The organism is Pseudomonas sp. 13159349, assembly GCF_013305685.1.
Taxonomy (GTDB): domain Bacteria; phylum Pseudomonadota; class Gammaproteobacteria; order Pseudomonadales; family Pseudomonadaceae; genus Aquipseudomonas; species Aquipseudomonas asiatica.
On record NZ_CP045553.1, the window covers coordinates 5,841,346 to 5,858,206 of the forward strand.

General features: G+C 64.3%; 15 protein-coding genes. 11 read left to right on the forward strand and 4 right to left on the reverse strand.

Annotated features, from left to right (window positions below; all coding sequences use genetic code 11):
- Positions 1 to 27: 27 nt before the first annotated feature.
- From GEV38_RS26790 to GEV38_RS26800, 3 genes are all read right to left on the reverse strand, one after another.
- Positions 28 to 1,569 (reverse strand): APC family permease, encoded by a 1,542-nt coding sequence (locus tag GEV38_RS26790; RefSeq protein WP_013974795.1) that lies wholly within the window; start codon positions 1,567 to 1,569, stop codon positions 28 to 30.
- A gap of 113 nt (positions 1,570 to 1,682) precedes the next feature.
- Positions 1,683 to 2,456: a gamma-glutamyl-gamma-aminobutyrate hydrolase family protein gene (locus GEV38_RS26795; RefSeq protein ID WP_015272333.1), complete on the reverse strand. Its 774-nt coding sequence runs from the start codon at positions 2,454 to 2,456 to the stop codon at positions 1,683 to 1,685.
- Between the two features lie 4 nt (positions 2,457 to 2,460).
- Positions 2,461 to 3,843, reverse strand: coding sequence for a glutamine synthetase family protein (locus GEV38_RS26800; RefSeq protein ID WP_015272334.1), 1,383 nt, complete (start codon positions 3,841 to 3,843; stop codon positions 2,461 to 2,463).
- A 207-nt stretch (positions 3,844 to 4,050) separates the two neighbouring features.
- Between GEV38_RS26800 and GEV38_RS26805 the strand changes: the two genes are divergently transcribed.
- The 5 genes from GEV38_RS26805 to GEV38_RS26825 all read left to right on the forward strand — a co-directional run bounded on the left by GEV38_RS26805 (position 4,051) and on the right by GEV38_RS26825 (position 8,811).
- The gene (locus tag GEV38_RS26805) at positions 4,051 to 4,923 is read left to right on the forward strand and encodes a LysR family transcriptional regulator (RefSeq protein WP_013974798.1); all 873 of its coding nucleotides are present in this window, start codon (positions 4,051 to 4,053) and stop codon (positions 4,921 to 4,923) included.
- 261 nt (positions 4,924 to 5,184) lie between these two features.
- Positions 5,185 to 5,448: a DNA-directed RNA polymerase subunit omega gene (rpoZ, locus tag GEV38_RS26810; RefSeq protein ID WP_003253383.1), complete on the forward strand. Its 264-nt coding sequence runs from the start codon at positions 5,185 to 5,187 to the stop codon at positions 5,446 to 5,448.
- A 59-nt stretch (positions 5,449 to 5,507) separates the two neighbouring features.
- Positions 5,508 to 7,616 carry a bifunctional GTP diphosphokinase/guanosine-3',5'-bis pyrophosphate 3'-pyrophosphohydrolase gene (gene spoT / locus GEV38_RS26815; RefSeq protein ID WP_015272335.1) on the forward strand — a complete coding sequence of 703 codons (2,109 nt, stop codon included), beginning with the start codon at positions 5,508 to 5,510 and terminating at the stop codon, positions 7,614 to 7,616.
- A gap of 23 nt (positions 7,617 to 7,639) precedes the next feature.
- Entirely contained in the window at positions 7,640 to 8,020 is a 381-nt protein-coding gene (locus GEV38_RS26820; RefSeq protein WP_009684531.1) for a RidA family protein, read from the forward strand.
- Positions 8,021 to 8,079: 59 nt separating this feature from the next.
- Positions 8,080 to 8,811, forward strand: coding sequence for a hypothetical protein (locus tag GEV38_RS26825; RefSeq protein ID WP_015272336.1), 732 nt, complete (start codon positions 8,080 to 8,082; stop codon positions 8,809 to 8,811).
- A gap of 141 nt (positions 8,812 to 8,952) precedes the next feature.
- On the opposite strand, the gene GEV38_RS26830 is transcribed toward GEV38_RS26825, so the two are convergent.
- Positions 8,953 to 9,822 (reverse strand): NAD-dependent epimerase/dehydratase family protein, encoded by an 870-nt coding sequence (locus GEV38_RS26830; protein ID WP_015272337.1) that lies wholly within the window; start codon positions 9,820 to 9,822, stop codon positions 8,953 to 8,955.
- Between the two features lie 190 nt (positions 9,823 to 10,012).
- Between GEV38_RS26830 and exbB the strand changes: the two genes are divergently transcribed.
- The 6 genes from exbB (at position 10,013) to GEV38_RS26860 (ending at position 16,732) form a co-directional block, all read left to right on the forward strand.
- Positions 10,013 to 10,987: a tonB-system energizer ExbB gene (gene exbB, locus GEV38_RS26835; protein ID WP_015272338.1), complete on the forward strand. Its 975-nt coding sequence runs from the start codon at positions 10,013 to 10,015 to the stop codon at positions 10,985 to 10,987.
- Positions 10,988 to 10,990: 3 nt separating this feature from the next.
- Positions 10,991 to 11,419, forward strand: coding sequence for a TonB system transport protein ExbD (gene exbD, locus GEV38_RS26840; RefSeq protein WP_054572026.1), 429 nt, complete (start codon positions 10,991 to 10,993; stop codon positions 11,417 to 11,419).
- On the forward strand, positions 11,416 to 12,147 hold the full coding sequence (locus GEV38_RS26845; RefSeq protein WP_015272339.1) for an energy transducer TonB: 732 nt from the start codon (positions 11,416 to 11,418) through the stop codon (positions 12,145 to 12,147). The genes exbD and GEV38_RS26845 overlap by 4 nt, the downstream gene beginning before the upstream one ends.
- A gap of 94 nt (positions 12,148 to 12,241) precedes the next feature.
- A complete protein-coding gene (locus GEV38_RS26850; RefSeq protein ID WP_013974805.1) occupies positions 12,242 to 13,168 on the forward strand; it encodes a hydrogen peroxide-inducible genes activator in 927 nt (308 codons plus the stop codon).
- 3 nt (positions 13,169 to 13,171) lie between these two features.
- Entirely contained in the window at positions 13,172 to 15,250 is a 2,079-nt protein-coding gene (gene recG / locus GEV38_RS26855; RefSeq protein ID WP_054572027.1) for an ATP-dependent DNA helicase RecG, read from the forward strand.
- A gap of 78 nt (positions 15,251 to 15,328) precedes the next feature.
- Complete coding sequence (locus GEV38_RS26860; protein ID WP_015272341.1) at positions 15,329 to 16,732, forward strand: aminoacyl-tRNA deacylase and HDOD domain-containing protein; 1,404 nt, start codon at positions 15,329 to 15,331, stop codon at positions 16,730 to 16,732.
- Positions 16,733 to 16,861: the final 129 nt, after the last annotated feature.

The following is a 16,861-nucleotide window of genomic DNA, read 5'->3' on the forward strand; positions in this document are numbered from 1 at the left end:
CGAATGGGGCGCGAAGCGCCCCCAGCCTTATTCCTGCAATGGCAAGGTAGCCTGCTGACGCAGGGTAGCCCCCAGGAAGTACGCCGGCGCGCGCAGCCGCGACAGCATCATCAGCACGATCCCCAGCACCGAGATGATCGCGGCGATCACGAACACCAGCCCCAGCCCGCCCACATGCGAGCCGCTGCCGAAGTCCGGCGAGGCGCTGTCGATGGCGGTACGCACGAAGATAACCGACAAGATCACCCCACCCACCAGCGGGCACAAGCCGCGCATCAGGAAGTGGCGCAGGCTGTCGAACAGGCTGTGGCGGAAGTACCAGACACAGGCGAAGGCCGTCAGCGAATAGTAGAAGCAGATCATCATGCCCAGTGCAGTGATGGTATCTGCCAACACGTTCTCGCTCAGGGTGCGCATGGTCACGTAGAACAGACCCGCGGCCACGCCGGCGCAGATGGTGGCGTAACGCGGGGTCTGCGAACGAGGGCAGACGCTGGCGAACTTCTGCGGCACCGCACCGTAGTAACCCATGGCCAACAGTGTGCGCGCCGGCGACACGAAGGTCGACTGCAGCGACGCCGCGGTGCTGGCCAGCACCGCGATGGACATCAGGATCGCCAGCGGCCCCATGACCGGGCCGGCCAGGTGAGCGAAGACGTTTTCCTGGATGCGCGGGTTGTTAAGGCCCAGGCCTTGTTCGCTGATACCGGCAAACTGCAGGGTGGCAATCGCGGTGAACAGGTACAGGCCGAGGATCAGCAGCACGGTCCAGGTGGCCGCCTTGCCCGGCACCTCGTCACTGCCGACCGACTCCTCGCTGACAGTCAGGCACACGTCCCAGCCCCAGAAGATGAAGATCGACAGCGACAGCCCGGCGGCAAAGGCCGAGAAAGATTCGACGCCGAACGGGTTGAACCAGGCGAAATCGAATTCCAGCGGTGGCGGCGCCGTGGTTTCGCCGAAAGCGGCAAAGGCAAAGCCGATCAGCACCAGCAACTGCAGGGCTACCAGGCCATATTGCACCGTCATGGTGGTGGTCATGCCACGGCAGCAGATCCACACCGCCAGGGCGATGAACACGCAACAGGTGGTTATGTTGATGAGCAGGTTGTCGGCCAATGCCGCCAGTTCATGCTTGCCGGTAATCTGACCAAGGAACAGATAGAAGAAGTCGACCGCCACCCCTGCCAGGTTCGACAACACGATGGTGGTGGCGACCACCAGGCCCCAGCCACCGATCCAGCCGATCATCGGACCGAAGGCACGCGCCGACCAGGTAAACGAAGTACCGCTGTCCGGCTCCGCCGAGTTCAGTTCGCGATAGCCCAAGGCTACCAACAGCATCGGCAGGAAGCCGACGATGAATACCGCTGGCAGGTGCGCGCCCACTTCACGCACGGTCGGGCCAAGGGCGCCGGTCAGGGTGTAGACCGGGGCGATGGTGGAAATGCCCAGCACCACGCTGGCCAGCAAGCCCAGCCGGCCGGTGGCCAGCCCCTTGCTGCGCTGGGTGTTGCCCGCGTCGGCCGCCACATCGGGTGGGCGGCCGGCTTCTGTGTAATTGCTCATGAGTATTTGCCGTAAATTTTGGAATTGTTTTCACAGGCCTTGCGTACAAGGCCCGCTTTCACTCATTGAAAGCTTGCTGCCGGGAACAAGTCATCCGAGACCTTCGGGTGACGTCAGAGTGCCTCCTGCCGTGCGCCCTCCCGTGTTGCATAGGCAAAACAGGCCTCGCGAAACGCCTGGAACAGGCGCAACGAGACCGGGTTTTCGGTAAATCGCCACTCCGGGTGCCATTGCACGCCGAGCACAAAGCCCGGCGCGGCAGGCATGGACACCGCTTCGATCAGGCCATCCGGGGCCCGTGCCTCGACGCGCAGGCCCGGGGCCAGGCGGTCGATGCCCTGGCTGTGCAGCGAGTTGACCTCGAACTGCGCCGCCAGGCCCAGGCGCTCGAACAACCCGCCAGGCTCGATACCGACAAGGTGACGAGGGCCGTATTGCACCTCCAGAGGTGCGTCCTCTGGTTCACGGTGGTCCAGGTAGCCGGGCAGTTCCTGCACGCGCTGGTGCAGGCTGCCGCCCAGGGCCACGTTCAATTCCTGGTAGCCACGGCAAATACAGAACACCGGCACACCGGCGGCAATGGCCGCCTGCAACAGCGGCAGGGTCAGGCGATCGCGTGCCAGATCGTGCCGGGTACCTGCCGCGCTGGGGGCGCCATTGTAATGATGCGGTTCGATATTTGAAGGTGAGCCGGTAAAAACAATGCCATGCAGACGGGCCAGCAGCGCCTGCGTGTCGCTGCCCCCGTCACGGGCCGGCAAGATCAATGGCAAGCCGGCAAAGCCGGCCGCCTCGACATACTTGTCGCCTACCGTATGCGACGAGTTCTTCCCCACCTGCTGGCGGCAGGCGCTGACACCGATCAAGGGGACCGCATTTGCGCTCATGGGTTTACACCGTGTGCAGGTACCAGTTGTACTCGAGATCGGAAATCGACACTTCGAACTCGGCCAGTTCGCTTTCCTTGCAGGCCACGAAGATATCGATGTAATCCGGGCTGATGTATTGGTTGAGGACTTCGCTGTCGTCCAGTGCGCGCAGGGCATCGCGCAGGTTGTTTGGCAGGCTCTGCTCCAACTGTTCGTAGGAATTGCCTTCGATCGGCGCCTGCGGCTCGACCTGGTTGGTCAGGCCGTGGTGAACACCGGCGAGGATCGCCGCGAGCATCAGGTAGGGGTTGGCGTCGGCACCGGCCACGCGGTGCTCGAGGCGCACGTTATCGCTGCTGTCGGTGGGCACGCGCACGGCCACGGTGCGGTTGTCCAGGCCCCAGCTTGGCGCATTGGGCACGTAGAACTGCGCGCCGAAGCGGCGGTAGGAGTTGATGTTCGGGCAGAGGAAGGCCATCGACGCCGGCATGGTCTCCAGCACACCACCGATGGCATGGCGCAGCGCGTCGCTTTGCAGCGGGTCGTCACTGGCGAAGATGTTCTTGCCGGTTTTCTTGTCCAGCAACGAAATGTGCACGTGCAGGCCATTGCCTGCCTGGCCCGGGTAGGGCTTGGCCATGAAGGTGGTATCCATCTCATGGTCGTAGGCAACGTTCTTGATCAGGCGCTTGAGCAGGATCGCGTAGTCGCAGGCCTTCAGTGGGTCGGCCACATGGTGCAGGTTGACCTCGAACTGTGCCGGGGCGCTTTCCTTGACGATGGCGTCGGCGGGCAGGCCTTGCTCCTTGGCCGCTTCGAGCATGTCCTGCAGGCAGTCGGCATATTCATCGAGGTCGTCGATCAGGTACACCTGGGTCGACTGCGGGCGTTTGCCGGAAATCGGCGAGCGCGGCGGCTGCGGGCGACCGTTGAGGTTGTCCTGGTCGATCAGGTAGAACTCCAGCTCGAACGCGGCGCAGATATCCAGGCCCAGGTCATCGAACTTGCTCACCACCTGGCGCAGTACTTCGCGCGGGTCGGCGAAGAACGGCTGGCCATCCAGTTCGTGCATGGTCATCAGCAGCTGGGCGGTGGGGCGCTTCTGCCACGGCTCGTCCGACAGCGTGCCGGGGATCGGGAAGCAGATGCGGTCGGCATCGCCGATGTCCAGGCCAAGGCCGGTGCTCTCGACGGTGGACCCGTTGATGTCCAGGGCGAACAGCGATGCTGGCAGGTTGATGCCCTTCTCGTACACCTTGTGCAGGCTGGCCCGCTCGATGCGCTTGCCACGTACCACGCCGTTCATGTCGGAGATCAACAGGTCGACGTACTGCGTGTCCGGATGGGCCTGGAGGAAGTCATTCATCTCGCTGGAAGAACTGGCGCACGGGGTTACCGACGTCATGGCTGTACATCCTTTGATTTGCTGCGGCGATGTGGGGGATACGGCTGGCGCCTCACGGGCGACGATGGTTGCAGCTGTTGTTCTTTTCACTTTCCCATCGTGGGGATTGGTTACCCGACCGGGCGCATTGATTCCCGGGGGCCGTTTCACTATAAAATGGCCAAAACGCAACAGACATTGGCAATTCGGCAAGCAGAGCGTGCACCAATGCAATATCAGATTACCCATGCCGACCTCTCCCTGGTCCTGGCCCTGGAACGTGGCCGCTCGCTGGCCAAGGCTGCCGAGTTGCTCAAGGTCGATGTTTCGACGGTGTTCCGCTCGATCCGCCGGCTGGAGTCGGCGCTGGGCACCGCCTTGTTCGTCAAGAGCCGCAAAGGCTACCTGCCGACCGACACCGCCCAGGCCCTGGCCGAGCAGGCCGAGCGCGCCGAGCAGGCGCTGGAGGCGGCGCGCATCGCCATGACCAGTGGCGAGCAGGTGGTCAGCGGCACCGTGCGCCTGACCTGTACCGAGGCGGTGATGCACAGCCTGCTGCTACCGGCGCTGGCCGAGTTCATGCCCAACTACCCGGCCTTGTCGCTGGAGATGGGCACCTCCAACACCTTCGCCAACCTCAGCCGGCGCGATGCCGACATTGCCCTGCGCCTGACCAACACGCCGCCGGAGCACCTGGTGGGCCGCAACCTGGGGTCCACCTCCTACGTGGTCTGCGGCCAGCCGCAGTGGCGCGAGCGCCTGGCCGAGTCACCTGCCAGCGTGCCGTGGATCGCCCCCGACGACTCGATGCAGGACCACCCCACGGTGGTCTGGCGCAACCAGCAGCACCCGGGGTTGAGCCCGCGCTACCAGTGCAGCGGCATGTCGACCATCGCTCAACTGGTCACGGCCGGGCTCGGCGTGGCAGCGCTGCCGGACTACATGGTGCATGCTCTGCCCGGGGTGGATGCGCTGAGCGGGCCGCTGCCGGGTTGCGACACCCAGCTGTGGCTGCTGACCCGGCCGGACTGCCGGGCGTTGCGCTCGGTGCAGACCCTGTTCGAGGAGCTGACCCCGCGGTTGCGTGACGCGATGCTCTGAGGTTATCGTCAGGTTCAAGCGATAGGGTGTCTGTTCCGGCCCTTTCGCGGCTGAAGCCGCTCCCACAGGGTGCGGTGATGAACCTGAGGACAATGCGGTCCCTGTGGGAGCGGCTTCAGCCGCGAAGAAGGCAACACAGGGCTTGAAGGTAACCACCCGACAAAACAGCGCTTCCCTATTGGCTGGTGATTTTTTAAACTATCGAGTCCGCCTGCCCATTATCGGGCTGCACGCCCACCGCAATTGCTACTGAGGAAGACCATGGCCCGCGTAACTGTTGAAGACTGCCTGGAACACGTGGATAACCGCTTTGAGCTGGTCATGCTCTCGACCAAGCGCGCTCGCCAGCTGGCGACCGGCGGCAAAGAGCCACGCGTTGCGTGGGAAAACGACAAGCCGACCGTTGTTGCCCTGCGTGAAATCGCCGAAGGCATCGTCACCAACGAGTTCATCGCCGCTGAAGAGATCGTCACCGAGGATCCGGTGTTCGCCGCGTTCGAGGACGAGAACAACGAGGCTGTCTGATTGATGCCAGGTCGACGTCGCACGGCGCAAGGCCCCCTTCCTCGGCAGGAGGTGAACCCATGCCGGGTATAGAAGCCTTGGCCGAACGGCTGTCGACCTACCTTGGCCCCGAACAGGTCAACCTGGTCCGGCGCGCCTATTTCTACGCCGAACAGGCCCACGATGGGCAGCGCCGCCGCAGTGGCGAGCCCTACGTAACCCACCCGCTGGCCGTGGCCAGCATCCTTGCCGACATGCACATGGACCATCAGAGCCTGATGGCGGCCATGCTGCACGACGTGATCGAAGATACCGGCATCGCCAAGGAAGCCCTCAGCCAGCAGTTTGGCGAGACCGTGGCCGAACTGGTCGATGGGGTCAGCAAGCTGACCCAGATGAACTTCGAGACCAAGGCCGAGGCGCAAGCCGAAAACTTCCAGAAGATGGCCATGGCCATGGCCCGCGATATCCGCGTGATCCTGGTCAAGCTGGCCGACCGCCTGCACAACATGCGCACCCTGGAAGTGCTGTCCGGCGAAAAACGCCGGCGCATCGCCAAGGAAACCCTCGAGATCTACGCCCCCATTGCCAACCGCCTGGGCATGCACACCGTGCGCGTTGAGTTCGAGGACCTCGGCTTCAAGGCCATGCACCCGATGCGTTCGTCGCTGATCCACCGTGCGGTGAAAAGCGCACGCGGCAACCGCAAGGAGATCGTCGCCAAGATCGAGCATTCGCTGGCCAACTGCCTGGCCGCCGACGGCATCGAGGGCGAGATCAGCGGCCGGCAGAAACACCTCTATGGCATCTACAAGAAGATGCGCGGCAAGCGCCGCGCCTTCAACGAGATCATGGACGTGTACGCCTTCCGCATCGTCGTGGACAAGGTCGATACCTGCTACCGCGTACTCGGTGCGGTGCACAACCTCTACAAGCCGCTGCCCGGTCGCTTCAAGGATTACATCGCGATCCCCAAGGCCAACGGCTACCAGTCGTTGCACACCACGCTGTTCGGCATGCACGGCGTGCCCATCGAAATCCAGATCCGCACCCGCGAGATGGAAGAGATGGCCAACAACGGCATCGCCGCACACTGGCTGTACAAGTCCAACGACGACGAGCAACCCAAGGGCAGCCACGCCCGCGCCCGCCAGTGGGTCAAGGGCATCCTCGAGCTGCAGCAACGTGCCGGCAACTCGCTGGAATTCATCGAAAGCGTGAAGATCGACCTGTTCCCGGACGAGGTCTACGTGTTCACGCCCAAAGGCCGCATCATGGAGCTGCCCAAAGGCTCCACGGCGGTCGACTTCGCCTACGCGGTGCACACCGACGTCGGCAACAGCTGCATCGCCTGCCGCATCAACCGCCGCCTGGCGCCGCTGTCCGAACCGCTGCAAAGCGGCTCGACAGTGGAAATCGTCAGCGCCCCGGGCGCGCGGCCGAACCCGGCCTGGCTCAACTTCGTGGTTACCGGCAAGGCGCGCACGCACATCCGCCACGCGCTCAAGCAGCAGCGTCGCTCCGAGTCCATCAGCCTGGGCGAACGCCTGCTGAACAAGGTGCTCACCGGCTTCGACAGCAGCCTGGAAATGATCCCCCAGGAGCGTATCCAGGCCATTCTCGCCGAGTACCGCCTGGAGCTGATCGAAGACCTGCTCGAAGACATCGGCCTGGGCAACCGCATGGCCTACGTGGTCGCGCGCCGCCTGCTGTCGGCCGAAGGCGAGCAGCTGCCGGCACCGGAAGGCCCGCTGGCGATTCGTGGTACCGAAGGGCTGGTGCTGAGCTACGCCAAGTGCTGCACGCCGATCCCGGGCGACCCGATCGTCGGCCACCTGTCAGCCGGCAAGGGCATGGTCGTGCACCTGGAAAACTGCCGCAACATCAGTGAAATCCGCCACAACCCGGAAAAGTGCGTACAACTCTCCTGGGCCAAGGACATCACCGGTGAGTTCAATGTCGAGTTGCGTGTCGAACTGGAACACCAGCGCGGCCTGATTGCCCTTCTGGCCAGCAGTGTCAACGCCGCCGACGGCAACATCGAGAAGATCAGCATGGACGAACGCGACGGCCGTATCAGCGTGGTCCAACTGGTGGTCAGCGTGCACGACCGCGTGCACCTGGCGCGTGTGATCAAGAAGCTGCGTACCCTGACCGGTGTGGTCCGCATCACCCGCATGCGTACGTAGTCCGCCAACCGCAAGGAGTCATCATGAGCAAGACCGTCATCAACAGCGACAAGGCCCCTGCCGCCATCGGCACCTACTCGCAGGCGATCAAGGCCGGCAACACCGTGTACATGTCGGGCCAGATCCCGCTGGACCCGAAGACCATGGAACTGGTCGAAGGCTTCGAAGCCCAGACCGTACAGGTGTTCGAGAACCTCAAGGCCGTGGCTGAAGCCGCTGGCGGTTCGTTCAAGGACATCGTCAAGCTGAACATCTTCCTCACCGACCTGAGCCACTTCGCCAAGGTCAACGAGGTGATGGGCCGCTACTTCGAGCAGCCTTACCCGGCACGCGCCGCCATCGGCGTTGCCGCGCTGCCGAAAGGCGCCCAGGTCGAAATGGACGCCATTCTGGTCATCGAATGATGCCCTCGGTGACGGGCACCCCGCCCGTCACCTTCCCTCCTTTGCAAGGTTATCCCCTCATGCGCCAAGCACTGCCCCTCGCGCTGGCAGCCCTGCTTATGGGCGGCTGCGCCAGCCACAAACCCGAAGATTTCAACGGCACCTGGATCAATCAGGACGCCATCAATGCGGCCGTCAAGGGCGGCAGCCTGCGTCAGGCGCTCAATGAGCACGGGCCGGTATTCGAGTGGAAGCTCGACGTAGCCAGCCAACAGGCCAGCTACAGCAATGGTTTCGAAGCGGCCGACGGCCAGCTGAGCGCCACCGACAAGCAATGGCAGGCCAGCTTCCAAGGTGGCCAGACCGAACAGCTGTCGCTCGATGGCGACGAACTGCAGGCGGTCGATCAACGCGGCGGCAAGCAGACCTTCGTTCGCGCCAAAGCACCAGCGGCGACCAATGCGCCACTGGGCAGCACCTTCGAGAAAGCCCTGTACCAGGCCTATCTGGGCGGCAACTGGAAGATCGTCGAAGGCCAGGGCAAAGGTGCCAGCGTGCGCTTCGGCGACACCGGCAACGTCACCGGCCTGCCAGGGCCAGACCGTTTCGCCCTGTGCCTGGCGGGTGACTGCGCGACCATGGGTGGCAGCAATGACAGCCTGTGGCTGGAGCGCAACCAGCGTGGCGCGCCGTTCATCCTCAAGCGCGATGGCGACAAGCTGGAGATCTTCCAGGCGGTGAACCGCGCGCAGCCGGATGAAATGCCAGTGTTGGCGGCCGGCAAGCGCCAGTGGGTGCTGGAACTGGACTGAAAACCTGCGCGGTCCCTGTAGGAGCGGCCTTGTGTCGCGATGGGGCGCGCAGCGGCCCCAGGATTTCAGCGTCGCCGCATAGAATGCCGGGGCTGCTTCGCAGCCCTATCGCGGCACAAGGCCGCTCCTACAGGGGGCGCATCAGGCCTGAGGCTGGTTTTTACCCTCAAGGATGGCCGCATAACCTTCCCTGTAACTCGGATACACCGGCGCCCAGCCCAATGCCCGCGCCCGGGCATTACTGCAGCGCTTGCTGCCGGTACGGCGCACCCGCTGCTCATCCGACCACTCGGTTACCCCCATGTACGCCCGCAGCCAGGCCACCACATCGGCCAGCGGCGCCGGGTCGTCGTCGACGCCGATGTAGCAGTCGTCGAGCACCTTGCCGTCGGCATCGGCCTGCAACAGGAACGCCAACAGGCTGGCAGCATCCTCAGCATGGATGCGGTTGCCATACAGCGGTGGCTCCTCGGCCACGCGGTAGCCCTGGCGCACCTGACTGAGCAGCCACTCGCGGCCGGGGCCATAGATGCCGGTCAGGCGCACCACACTGGCCGGGATGCCGCTGGCCAGTGCCAGCCGCTCAGCCTCCAGCATCAACCGCCCGGAATAACCTTCAGGCTCGGTGGCCGCGCCTTCTTCGATCCACTCGCCGTCCTTCTGTGCATACACGCTGCTGCTGGACACGAACAGCAGCCGTCGTGGGCGTTGGCCGCGCTCGGCCAGCCAGCCCAGCACATGGCGCAAACCGTCGACATAGGCTGCCTGGTAACCCGCCTCGTCATGCTGGCTCGCCGCCACGCAATACACCAGGTAGTCCGGCGCGCGCTGCGGCCAGGCGTCTGGAAGCGATGGCACGGACAAGTCCGCTGCCACAGGCACGACCCCCGCAGGCAACTGCCCGACCGAGCGACGCAGGCCGCTCACCTGCCAACCGCGCGCAAGCATCTGCCGGGCAAGGCGCCCGCCTACATCACCACATCCCACCACCATCACGGAAAGGTCTGACATCTCTAAACTCCCTAGACCAATTGATCAGCCCGACCACGCTACACGATGGATGGCTAGACCATAGGCGAAAAAAGCAACAAGATTACTTTTGTTAACAAGAATTACTTGCAATAATGGCCGCCAAATTGTTCTCGGCCTACCTCGAGGCCTTGGAGAACGTTAACTTCATTCTTCATCAGGTCCGGCCAGCATGACACGTACTCAACCTTCCGCTTCGCCAACCCCGTTGCGCGCCTGGCGCGCCATCGCCGCGCTGACACTCAGCCTGGTGCTGGCCCCAGTGGCCATGGCCGATGAGCCAACCGCCAATGCTGCCGCGCCTGCTGCCGCTACCGCACCGGCTGCTCCGGCAGTTGCTCCAGCCGCAGCACCGGCCAGCGGTGCAGTTGCCGCCACCCCGGCTGATGCCCCGGTCGCTGCAGACCCGAGCGTCGAGGCTCTGGTTGAAGACACCTCGCTGGGCATGGCCCACGACCTGTCCCCTTGGGGCATGTACAAGAACGCCGACGTGGTGGTGAAGGCGGTGATGATCGGCCTTGCCATCGCCTCCATCATCACCTGGACCATCTGGATTGCCAAAGGCTTCGAGCTGATGGGCGCCAAGCGTCGCCTGCGTGGTGAAATCGCCCTGCTGAAGAAATCCGCCAGCCTCAAGGAAGCCAGCGACGTTTCCAACAAGGAAGGCACCCTGGCCCACACCCTGGTCCACGACGCGCTCGAAGAGATGCGCCTGTCGGCCAACGCCCGCGAAAAAGAGGGCATCAAGGAGCGCGTCAGCTTCCGCCTGGAGCGCCTGGTACACGCCAGTGGTCGCACCATGAGCAGCGGCACCGGCGTACTCGCCACCATCGGCTCCACTGCGCCATTCGTCGGCCTGTTCGGTACCGTATGGGGCATCATGAACAGCTTCATCGGCATCGCCAAGACCCAGACCACCAACCTGGCCGTGGTTGCCCCAGGTATCGCCGAAGCCCTGTTGGCCACCGCCCTGGGTCTGGTCGCCGCAATTCCGGCCGTGGTCATCTACAACGTCTTCGCCCGTTCCATCGCCGGCTACAAGGCCCAGGTGTCCGACGCCTCCGCCCAGGTGCTGCTGCTGGTCAGCCGTGATCTGGACCACCAGGGCAGCGAGCGTGTTGCCCCGCACATGGTGAAAGTGGGGTAAGCCATGGGCCTGCATCTCAACGAAGGTGGCGACGACCTCGCCGAAAACCACGAAATCAACGTTACGCCGTTCATCGACGTGATGCTGGTGCTGCTGATCATCTTCATGGTCGCAGCCCCCTTGGCCACGGTCGACATCAAGGTCGACCTGCCGGCCTCGACCGCCAAGCCGGCGCCGAGGCCCGAGAAACCGGTGTTCGTCAGCGTCAAGGCCGACCAGAAGCTGTACGTCGGTGATGACCAGGTCCCTGCCCCCGACCAGCTTGGCCCGATGCTCGACGCCAAGACCAAGGGCGACAAGGAAACCACCATCTTCTTCCAGGCTGACAAAGGCGTGGATTACGGTGACCTGATGGAAGTGATGAACAACATGCGCGCGGCCGGCTACCTGAAAGTCGGTCTGGTAGGTCTAGAGACGGCAGCCCAGAAATGACAAGAACGCGCTCGAACATGGCGCGCTACGGTGGCAGCCTGGCGATCGTGCTGGGCGTGCACGTGGTCGCCGTGCTGCTGACGCTCAACTGGTCGGTGCCCCAGGCCATCGAACTGCCACCGGCAGCCATGATGGTCGAGCTGGCGCCGTTGCCGGAGCCTGCGCCACCACCGCCCCCGAAAGCAGCGCCGCAGCCACCGGCACCGGTCGAGGAACCGCCGCTGCCGAAGCTGGCCGAGGCACCCAAGCCCAAGATCGCCATTCCCAAGCCGCCCAAGCCAAAGGCCAAGCCACAGCCGCCCAAGCCCGAGAAAAAGCCTGAGCCGCCGAAGGAAGCACCGCCGACCGAACAAACGGTAGACGCACCGCCCAGCAACACGCCACCGCAGAAGTCCGCGGCACCGGCACCGAGCATTGCGTCCAACAGCAAAGCCCTGCCGACCTGGCAGAGCGACCTGCTGCGTCACCTGGCCAAGTACAAGCGTTACCCGGAAGACGCGCGCCGTCGCGGGCTGCAGGGCATAAACCGCTTACGTTTCGTGGTCGACGCCGAAGGCAAGGTGGTGTCGTACTCCATGGCCGGAGGTTCGGGTAGTGCCGCCCTGGACCGGGCGACCCTGGAAATGATCCGTCGGGCCGGCACGGTACCCAAGCCGCCACCCGAGTTGTTGAACAATGGCACGATCGAAGTCGTGGCCCCGTTCGTCTACTCGCTGGACCGCCGCTGAGACTTTTGTTTCTGTCACAAATCGGCAAGTCTGATAACGTGCGTCTATCGATTGCAGCCGCTATGCTGGGCTCGCAACTTCATGGACGCACGTTATGACCCTCACAGAATTACGCTACATTGTCACACTCGCCCAGGAACAGCATTTCGGCCATGCCGCCGAACGCTGTCACGTGAGCCAGCCGACCCTGTCGGTCGGTGTGAAGAAGCTCGAGGATGAGCTTGGCGTGCTGATCTTCGAGCGCAGCAAGAGCGCGGTCCGCCTGACCCCGGTCGGCGAAAGCATCGTCGCCCAGGCGCAAAAGGTACTGGAGCAGGCCCAGGGCATTCGCGAGCTGGCCCAGGCCGGCAAGAACCAGCTGACTGCGCCACTCAAGGTCGGTGCCATCTACACCGTCGGCCCGTATCTGTTCCCGCACCTGATTCCGCAGCTGCACCGCGTGGCACCGCAGATGCCCCTCTACATCGAAGAGAACTTCACCCACGTACTGCGCGAAAAGCTGCGCAACGGCGAACTGGACGCGGTGATCATCGCCCTGCCGTTCAACGAAGCCGACGTGCTGACCCTGCCACTGTACGATGAGCCGTTCTGCGCCCTGATGCCGGCTGACCACCCGTGGACAGCGAAAAAGACCATCGACACCGCCATGCTCAACGACAAGAGCCTGTTGCTGCTCGGTGAAGGCCACTGCTTCCGTGACCAGGTACTGGAGGCCTGTCCAACGCTGAACAAGGGCGGTGAAGGCTCCAAGCACACCACGGTGGAGTCCAGCTCGCTGGAAACCATCCGTCACATGGTGGCCTCGGGCCTTGGCGTGTCGATCCTGCCGCTGTCGGCGGTGCACAGCCACCACTACGCCCCCGGTGTCATCGAGGTTCGCCCACTGACCGCACCGGCACCATTCCGCACCGTAGCCATCGCCTGGCGCGCCAGCTTCCCGCGGCCGAAGGCCATCGAGATCCTCGCCGACTCGATCCGCCTGTGCTCGGTCGCCAAAGCCCCTGCGGAACAACCGGCCTGAGTCATGAGTGAGCTGTCGAAGGTCCCGGTGACGGTACTCAAGGGGGTTGGCGAGGCCATGGCGGAGAAGCTCGCCAAGGTCGGCCTGGAGAACCTGCAGGACGTGCTGTTCCACCTGCCCCTGCGCTACCAGGACCGCACCCGCGTGGTGCCGATCGGTCAACTGCGCCCTGGCCAGGACGCGGTGATCGAGGGCGTGGTCAGCGGCGCCGACGTGACCATGGGCAAGCGCCGCAGCCTGGTGGTGCGCCTGGGTGACGGCAGCGGTGTGCTGAGCCTGCGCTTCTACCACTTCAGCAACGCGCAGAAGGAAGGCCTCAAGCGTGGCACCCACCTGCGCTGCTACGGCGAAGCACGCCCCGGCGCTTCGGGCCTGGAAATCTACCACCCGGAATACCGGGCGCTGAACGGCGACGAACCGCCGCCACCGGTCGAGCAGACCCTGACGCCGATCTATCCGTCCACCGAAGGCCTTACCCAGCAACGCCTGCGGCTGCTGTGTCAGCAGAGCCTGGGCCTGCTGGGCCCGCGCAGTCTGCCGGACTGGCTGCCCGACGAACTGGCCCGGGACTACCAACTGGCGCCGCTGGACGATGCCATCCGCTACCTGCACAACCCGCCGGCCGATGCCGACCTCGACGAGCTTGCCGAAGGCCAGCACTGGGCCCAGCACCGCCTGGCCTTCGAAGAGCTGCTGACCCACCAGTTGTCGCAGCAACGCCTGCGTGAAAGCCTGCGCAGCCTGCGCGCGCCAGTGCTGCCCAAAGCCCAGCGCCTGCAGGCACAGTACCTGGCCAACTTGGGTTTCCAGCCGACCGGCGCACAGCAGCGGGTGGCCAACGAAATTGCTTACGACCTCAGCCAGCAAGAGCCGATGATGCGCCTGGTGCAGGGCGATGTGGGTGCCGGCAAGACCGTGGTCGCCGCCCTGGCCGCGCTGCAGGCCTTGGAAGCCGGCTACCAGGTGGCCCTGATGGCACCCACCGAGATCCTCGCCGAACAGCACTACATCACCTTCAAGCGCTGGCTCGAACCGATGGGCATCGAAGTCGCGTGGCTGGCCGGCAAGCTAAAGGGCAAAGCCCGGGCAGCCGCCCTGGAGCAGATCGCCAATGGCGCGCCAATGGTGGTCGGCACCCATGCGCTGTTCCAGGAAGAGGTGAAGTTCAAGCACCTGGCCCTGGCGATCATCGATGAACAGCACCGTTTTGGCGTGCAGCAACGCCTGGCCCTGCGCAAGAAGGGCGTGGCCGGGGAATTGTGCCCGCACCAGCTGATCATGACCGCCACACCCATTCCGCGCACCTTGGCCATGAGCGCCTACGCCGACCTGGACACCTCGGTGCTCGACGAACTGCCACCCGGACGCACCCCGGTGAACACCGTGCTGGTGGCCGATAGCCGCCGCTTCGAAGTGGTCGAGCGGGTGCGCGCCGCCTGCGCCGAAGGGCGCCAGGCCTACTGGGTGTGCACACTGATCGAAGAATCCGAAGAGCTTACCTGCCAGGCCGCCGAAAGCACCTACGAGGAGCTGGGCAGCGCCTTGGGCGAGCTGCGGGTGGGGCTGATCCACGGGCGCATGAAGCCGGCGGAAAAAGCTGAGATCATGGCTGAGTTCAAGGCCGGCAACCTGCAGTTGCTGGTCGCCACCACGGTCATCGAGGTGGGCGTGGATGTGCCCAACGCCAGCCTGATGATCATCGAGAACCCAGAGCGCCTGGGCCTGGCACAGTTGCACCAGTTGCGTGGCCGGGTTGGCCGGGGCAGCGCCGTCAGCCATTGCGTGCTGCTGTACCACCCGCCACTGTCGCAGATCGGCCGCGAGCGGCTAGGGATCATGCGGGAAACCAACGACGGCTTCATCATCGCCGAAAAGGACCTGGAGCTGCGTGGCCCGGGCGAGATGCTCGGCACCCGCCAGACAGGCCTGTTGCAGTTCAAGGTCGCCGACCTGATGCGTGACGCCGACCTGCTGCCGGCCGTGCGCGACGCCGCCCAGGCCCTGATCGCACGCTGGCCGGAGCACGTCAGCCCGCTGCTCGATCGCTGGCTGCGTCATGGCCAGCAATATGGCCAAGTGTGACGCTGGTCCCATAATGGATCCAGATTTGCCCAGAGGCTGGTTATACTTCGCGTTTAAAGGAATCAGTGGATACGGACCATGACTGAAGTTGCCCTGGACACCGCAACCCCACACGCTCCCTCGGTCATCCGGCTGCTGCTCGACAAACTCGGCGTGGCCTACCGCGAGGTGGTCGAACATCCGCACCTGCCGGCAGCGTCGCGGGTACAGGCCGTGCTGCTCGACGACGAGGTCGGCGCCCTGATGGTGCTATTCCCGCAGAGCCAGCTGCTGGACCTCAACCGCCTGGCCGAACTGACCGGTCGCAAGCTCACTGCGGTGTCGGTGCCTCGCCTGAAGCAGATGCTGGACAAGCACCAGCTCAAGGCCCTGCCGGGCATCCCGGCGCTGACCAGCTCGCCGTGCCAGTACGAAAAGAGCCTGCTCGACGCCGAAACCGTATTTATCCAGTCTGGCGAAGCCGGCCTGCTGCTGGAAATCGAACGCGCACACTTCAAGCGGATGCTGGCCAAGGCCAGCGCCAGCAGCTTTGGTCAGGAAGTCGAGGCAATCAACCCCAACCTCGACCGCCCCGATGATGACACCCGGGAAATCACCAACGCCGTCCAGGCCTTCACTGCCCGGCGCATCCAGAAGCGCCTGGAAGAAACCATCGAAATCCCGCCGCTGGCCGACACCGCGCAAAAGATCATCAAGCTACGTGTAGACCCCAACGCCAGCATCGACGATATCACCGGCGTGGTCGAAACCGACCCGGCGCTGGCGGCACAGGTGGTAAGTTGGGCGGCATCGCCCTACTACGCCTCCCCTGGCAAGATCCGCTCGGTGGAAGACGCCATCGTGCGTGTGCTGGGCTTCGACCTGGTGATCAACCTGGCCCTGGGCCTGGCGCTGGGCAAGACACTGAGCCTGCCGAAAGACCACCCCCAGCAGGCCACGCCGTACTGGCAGCAGTCGATCTACACCGCCGCGATCATCGAAGGCCTGACCCGCGCCATGCCACGGGCCGAGCGCCCCGAGGCCGGCCTGACCTACCTGGCCGGGCTGCTGCACAACTTTGGCTATTTGCTGTTGGCGCACGTGTTCCCGCCGCACTTCTCACTGATCTGCCGCCACCTGGAGGTCAACCCGCACCTGTGCCACACCTATGTGGAACAACACCTGCTGGGCATCAGCCGCGAGCAGATCGGTGCCTGGTTGATGAAGCTGTGGGACATGCCGGAAGAACTGTCCGCCGCACTGCGCTTCCAGCACGACCCGGCATATGAAGGCGAGTTTTCGGCGTTCCCCAACCTGGTGTGCCTGGCTACCCGCCTGCTGCGCTCGCGGGGGATTGGCTCTGGGCCACAGCAGGAGATTCCTGACGAGCTGCTGGAACGGCTGGGGATTACCCGGGACAAGGCCGAGGATGTGGTGAACAAGGTGCTCGAGGCAGAGAGCCTGCTGCGTGAGCTGGCTTCGCAGTTCCACGCACCGCACTGATATCAAAAGGGGCCGCTTTGCGGCCCAATCGCCGGCAAGCCAGCTCCCACAGGGATAGCACTGCCCTCAGGCCTGTGTCGAACCTGTGGGAGCCGGCTTGCCGGCGATTGGGCTGCAGAGCAGCCCCTT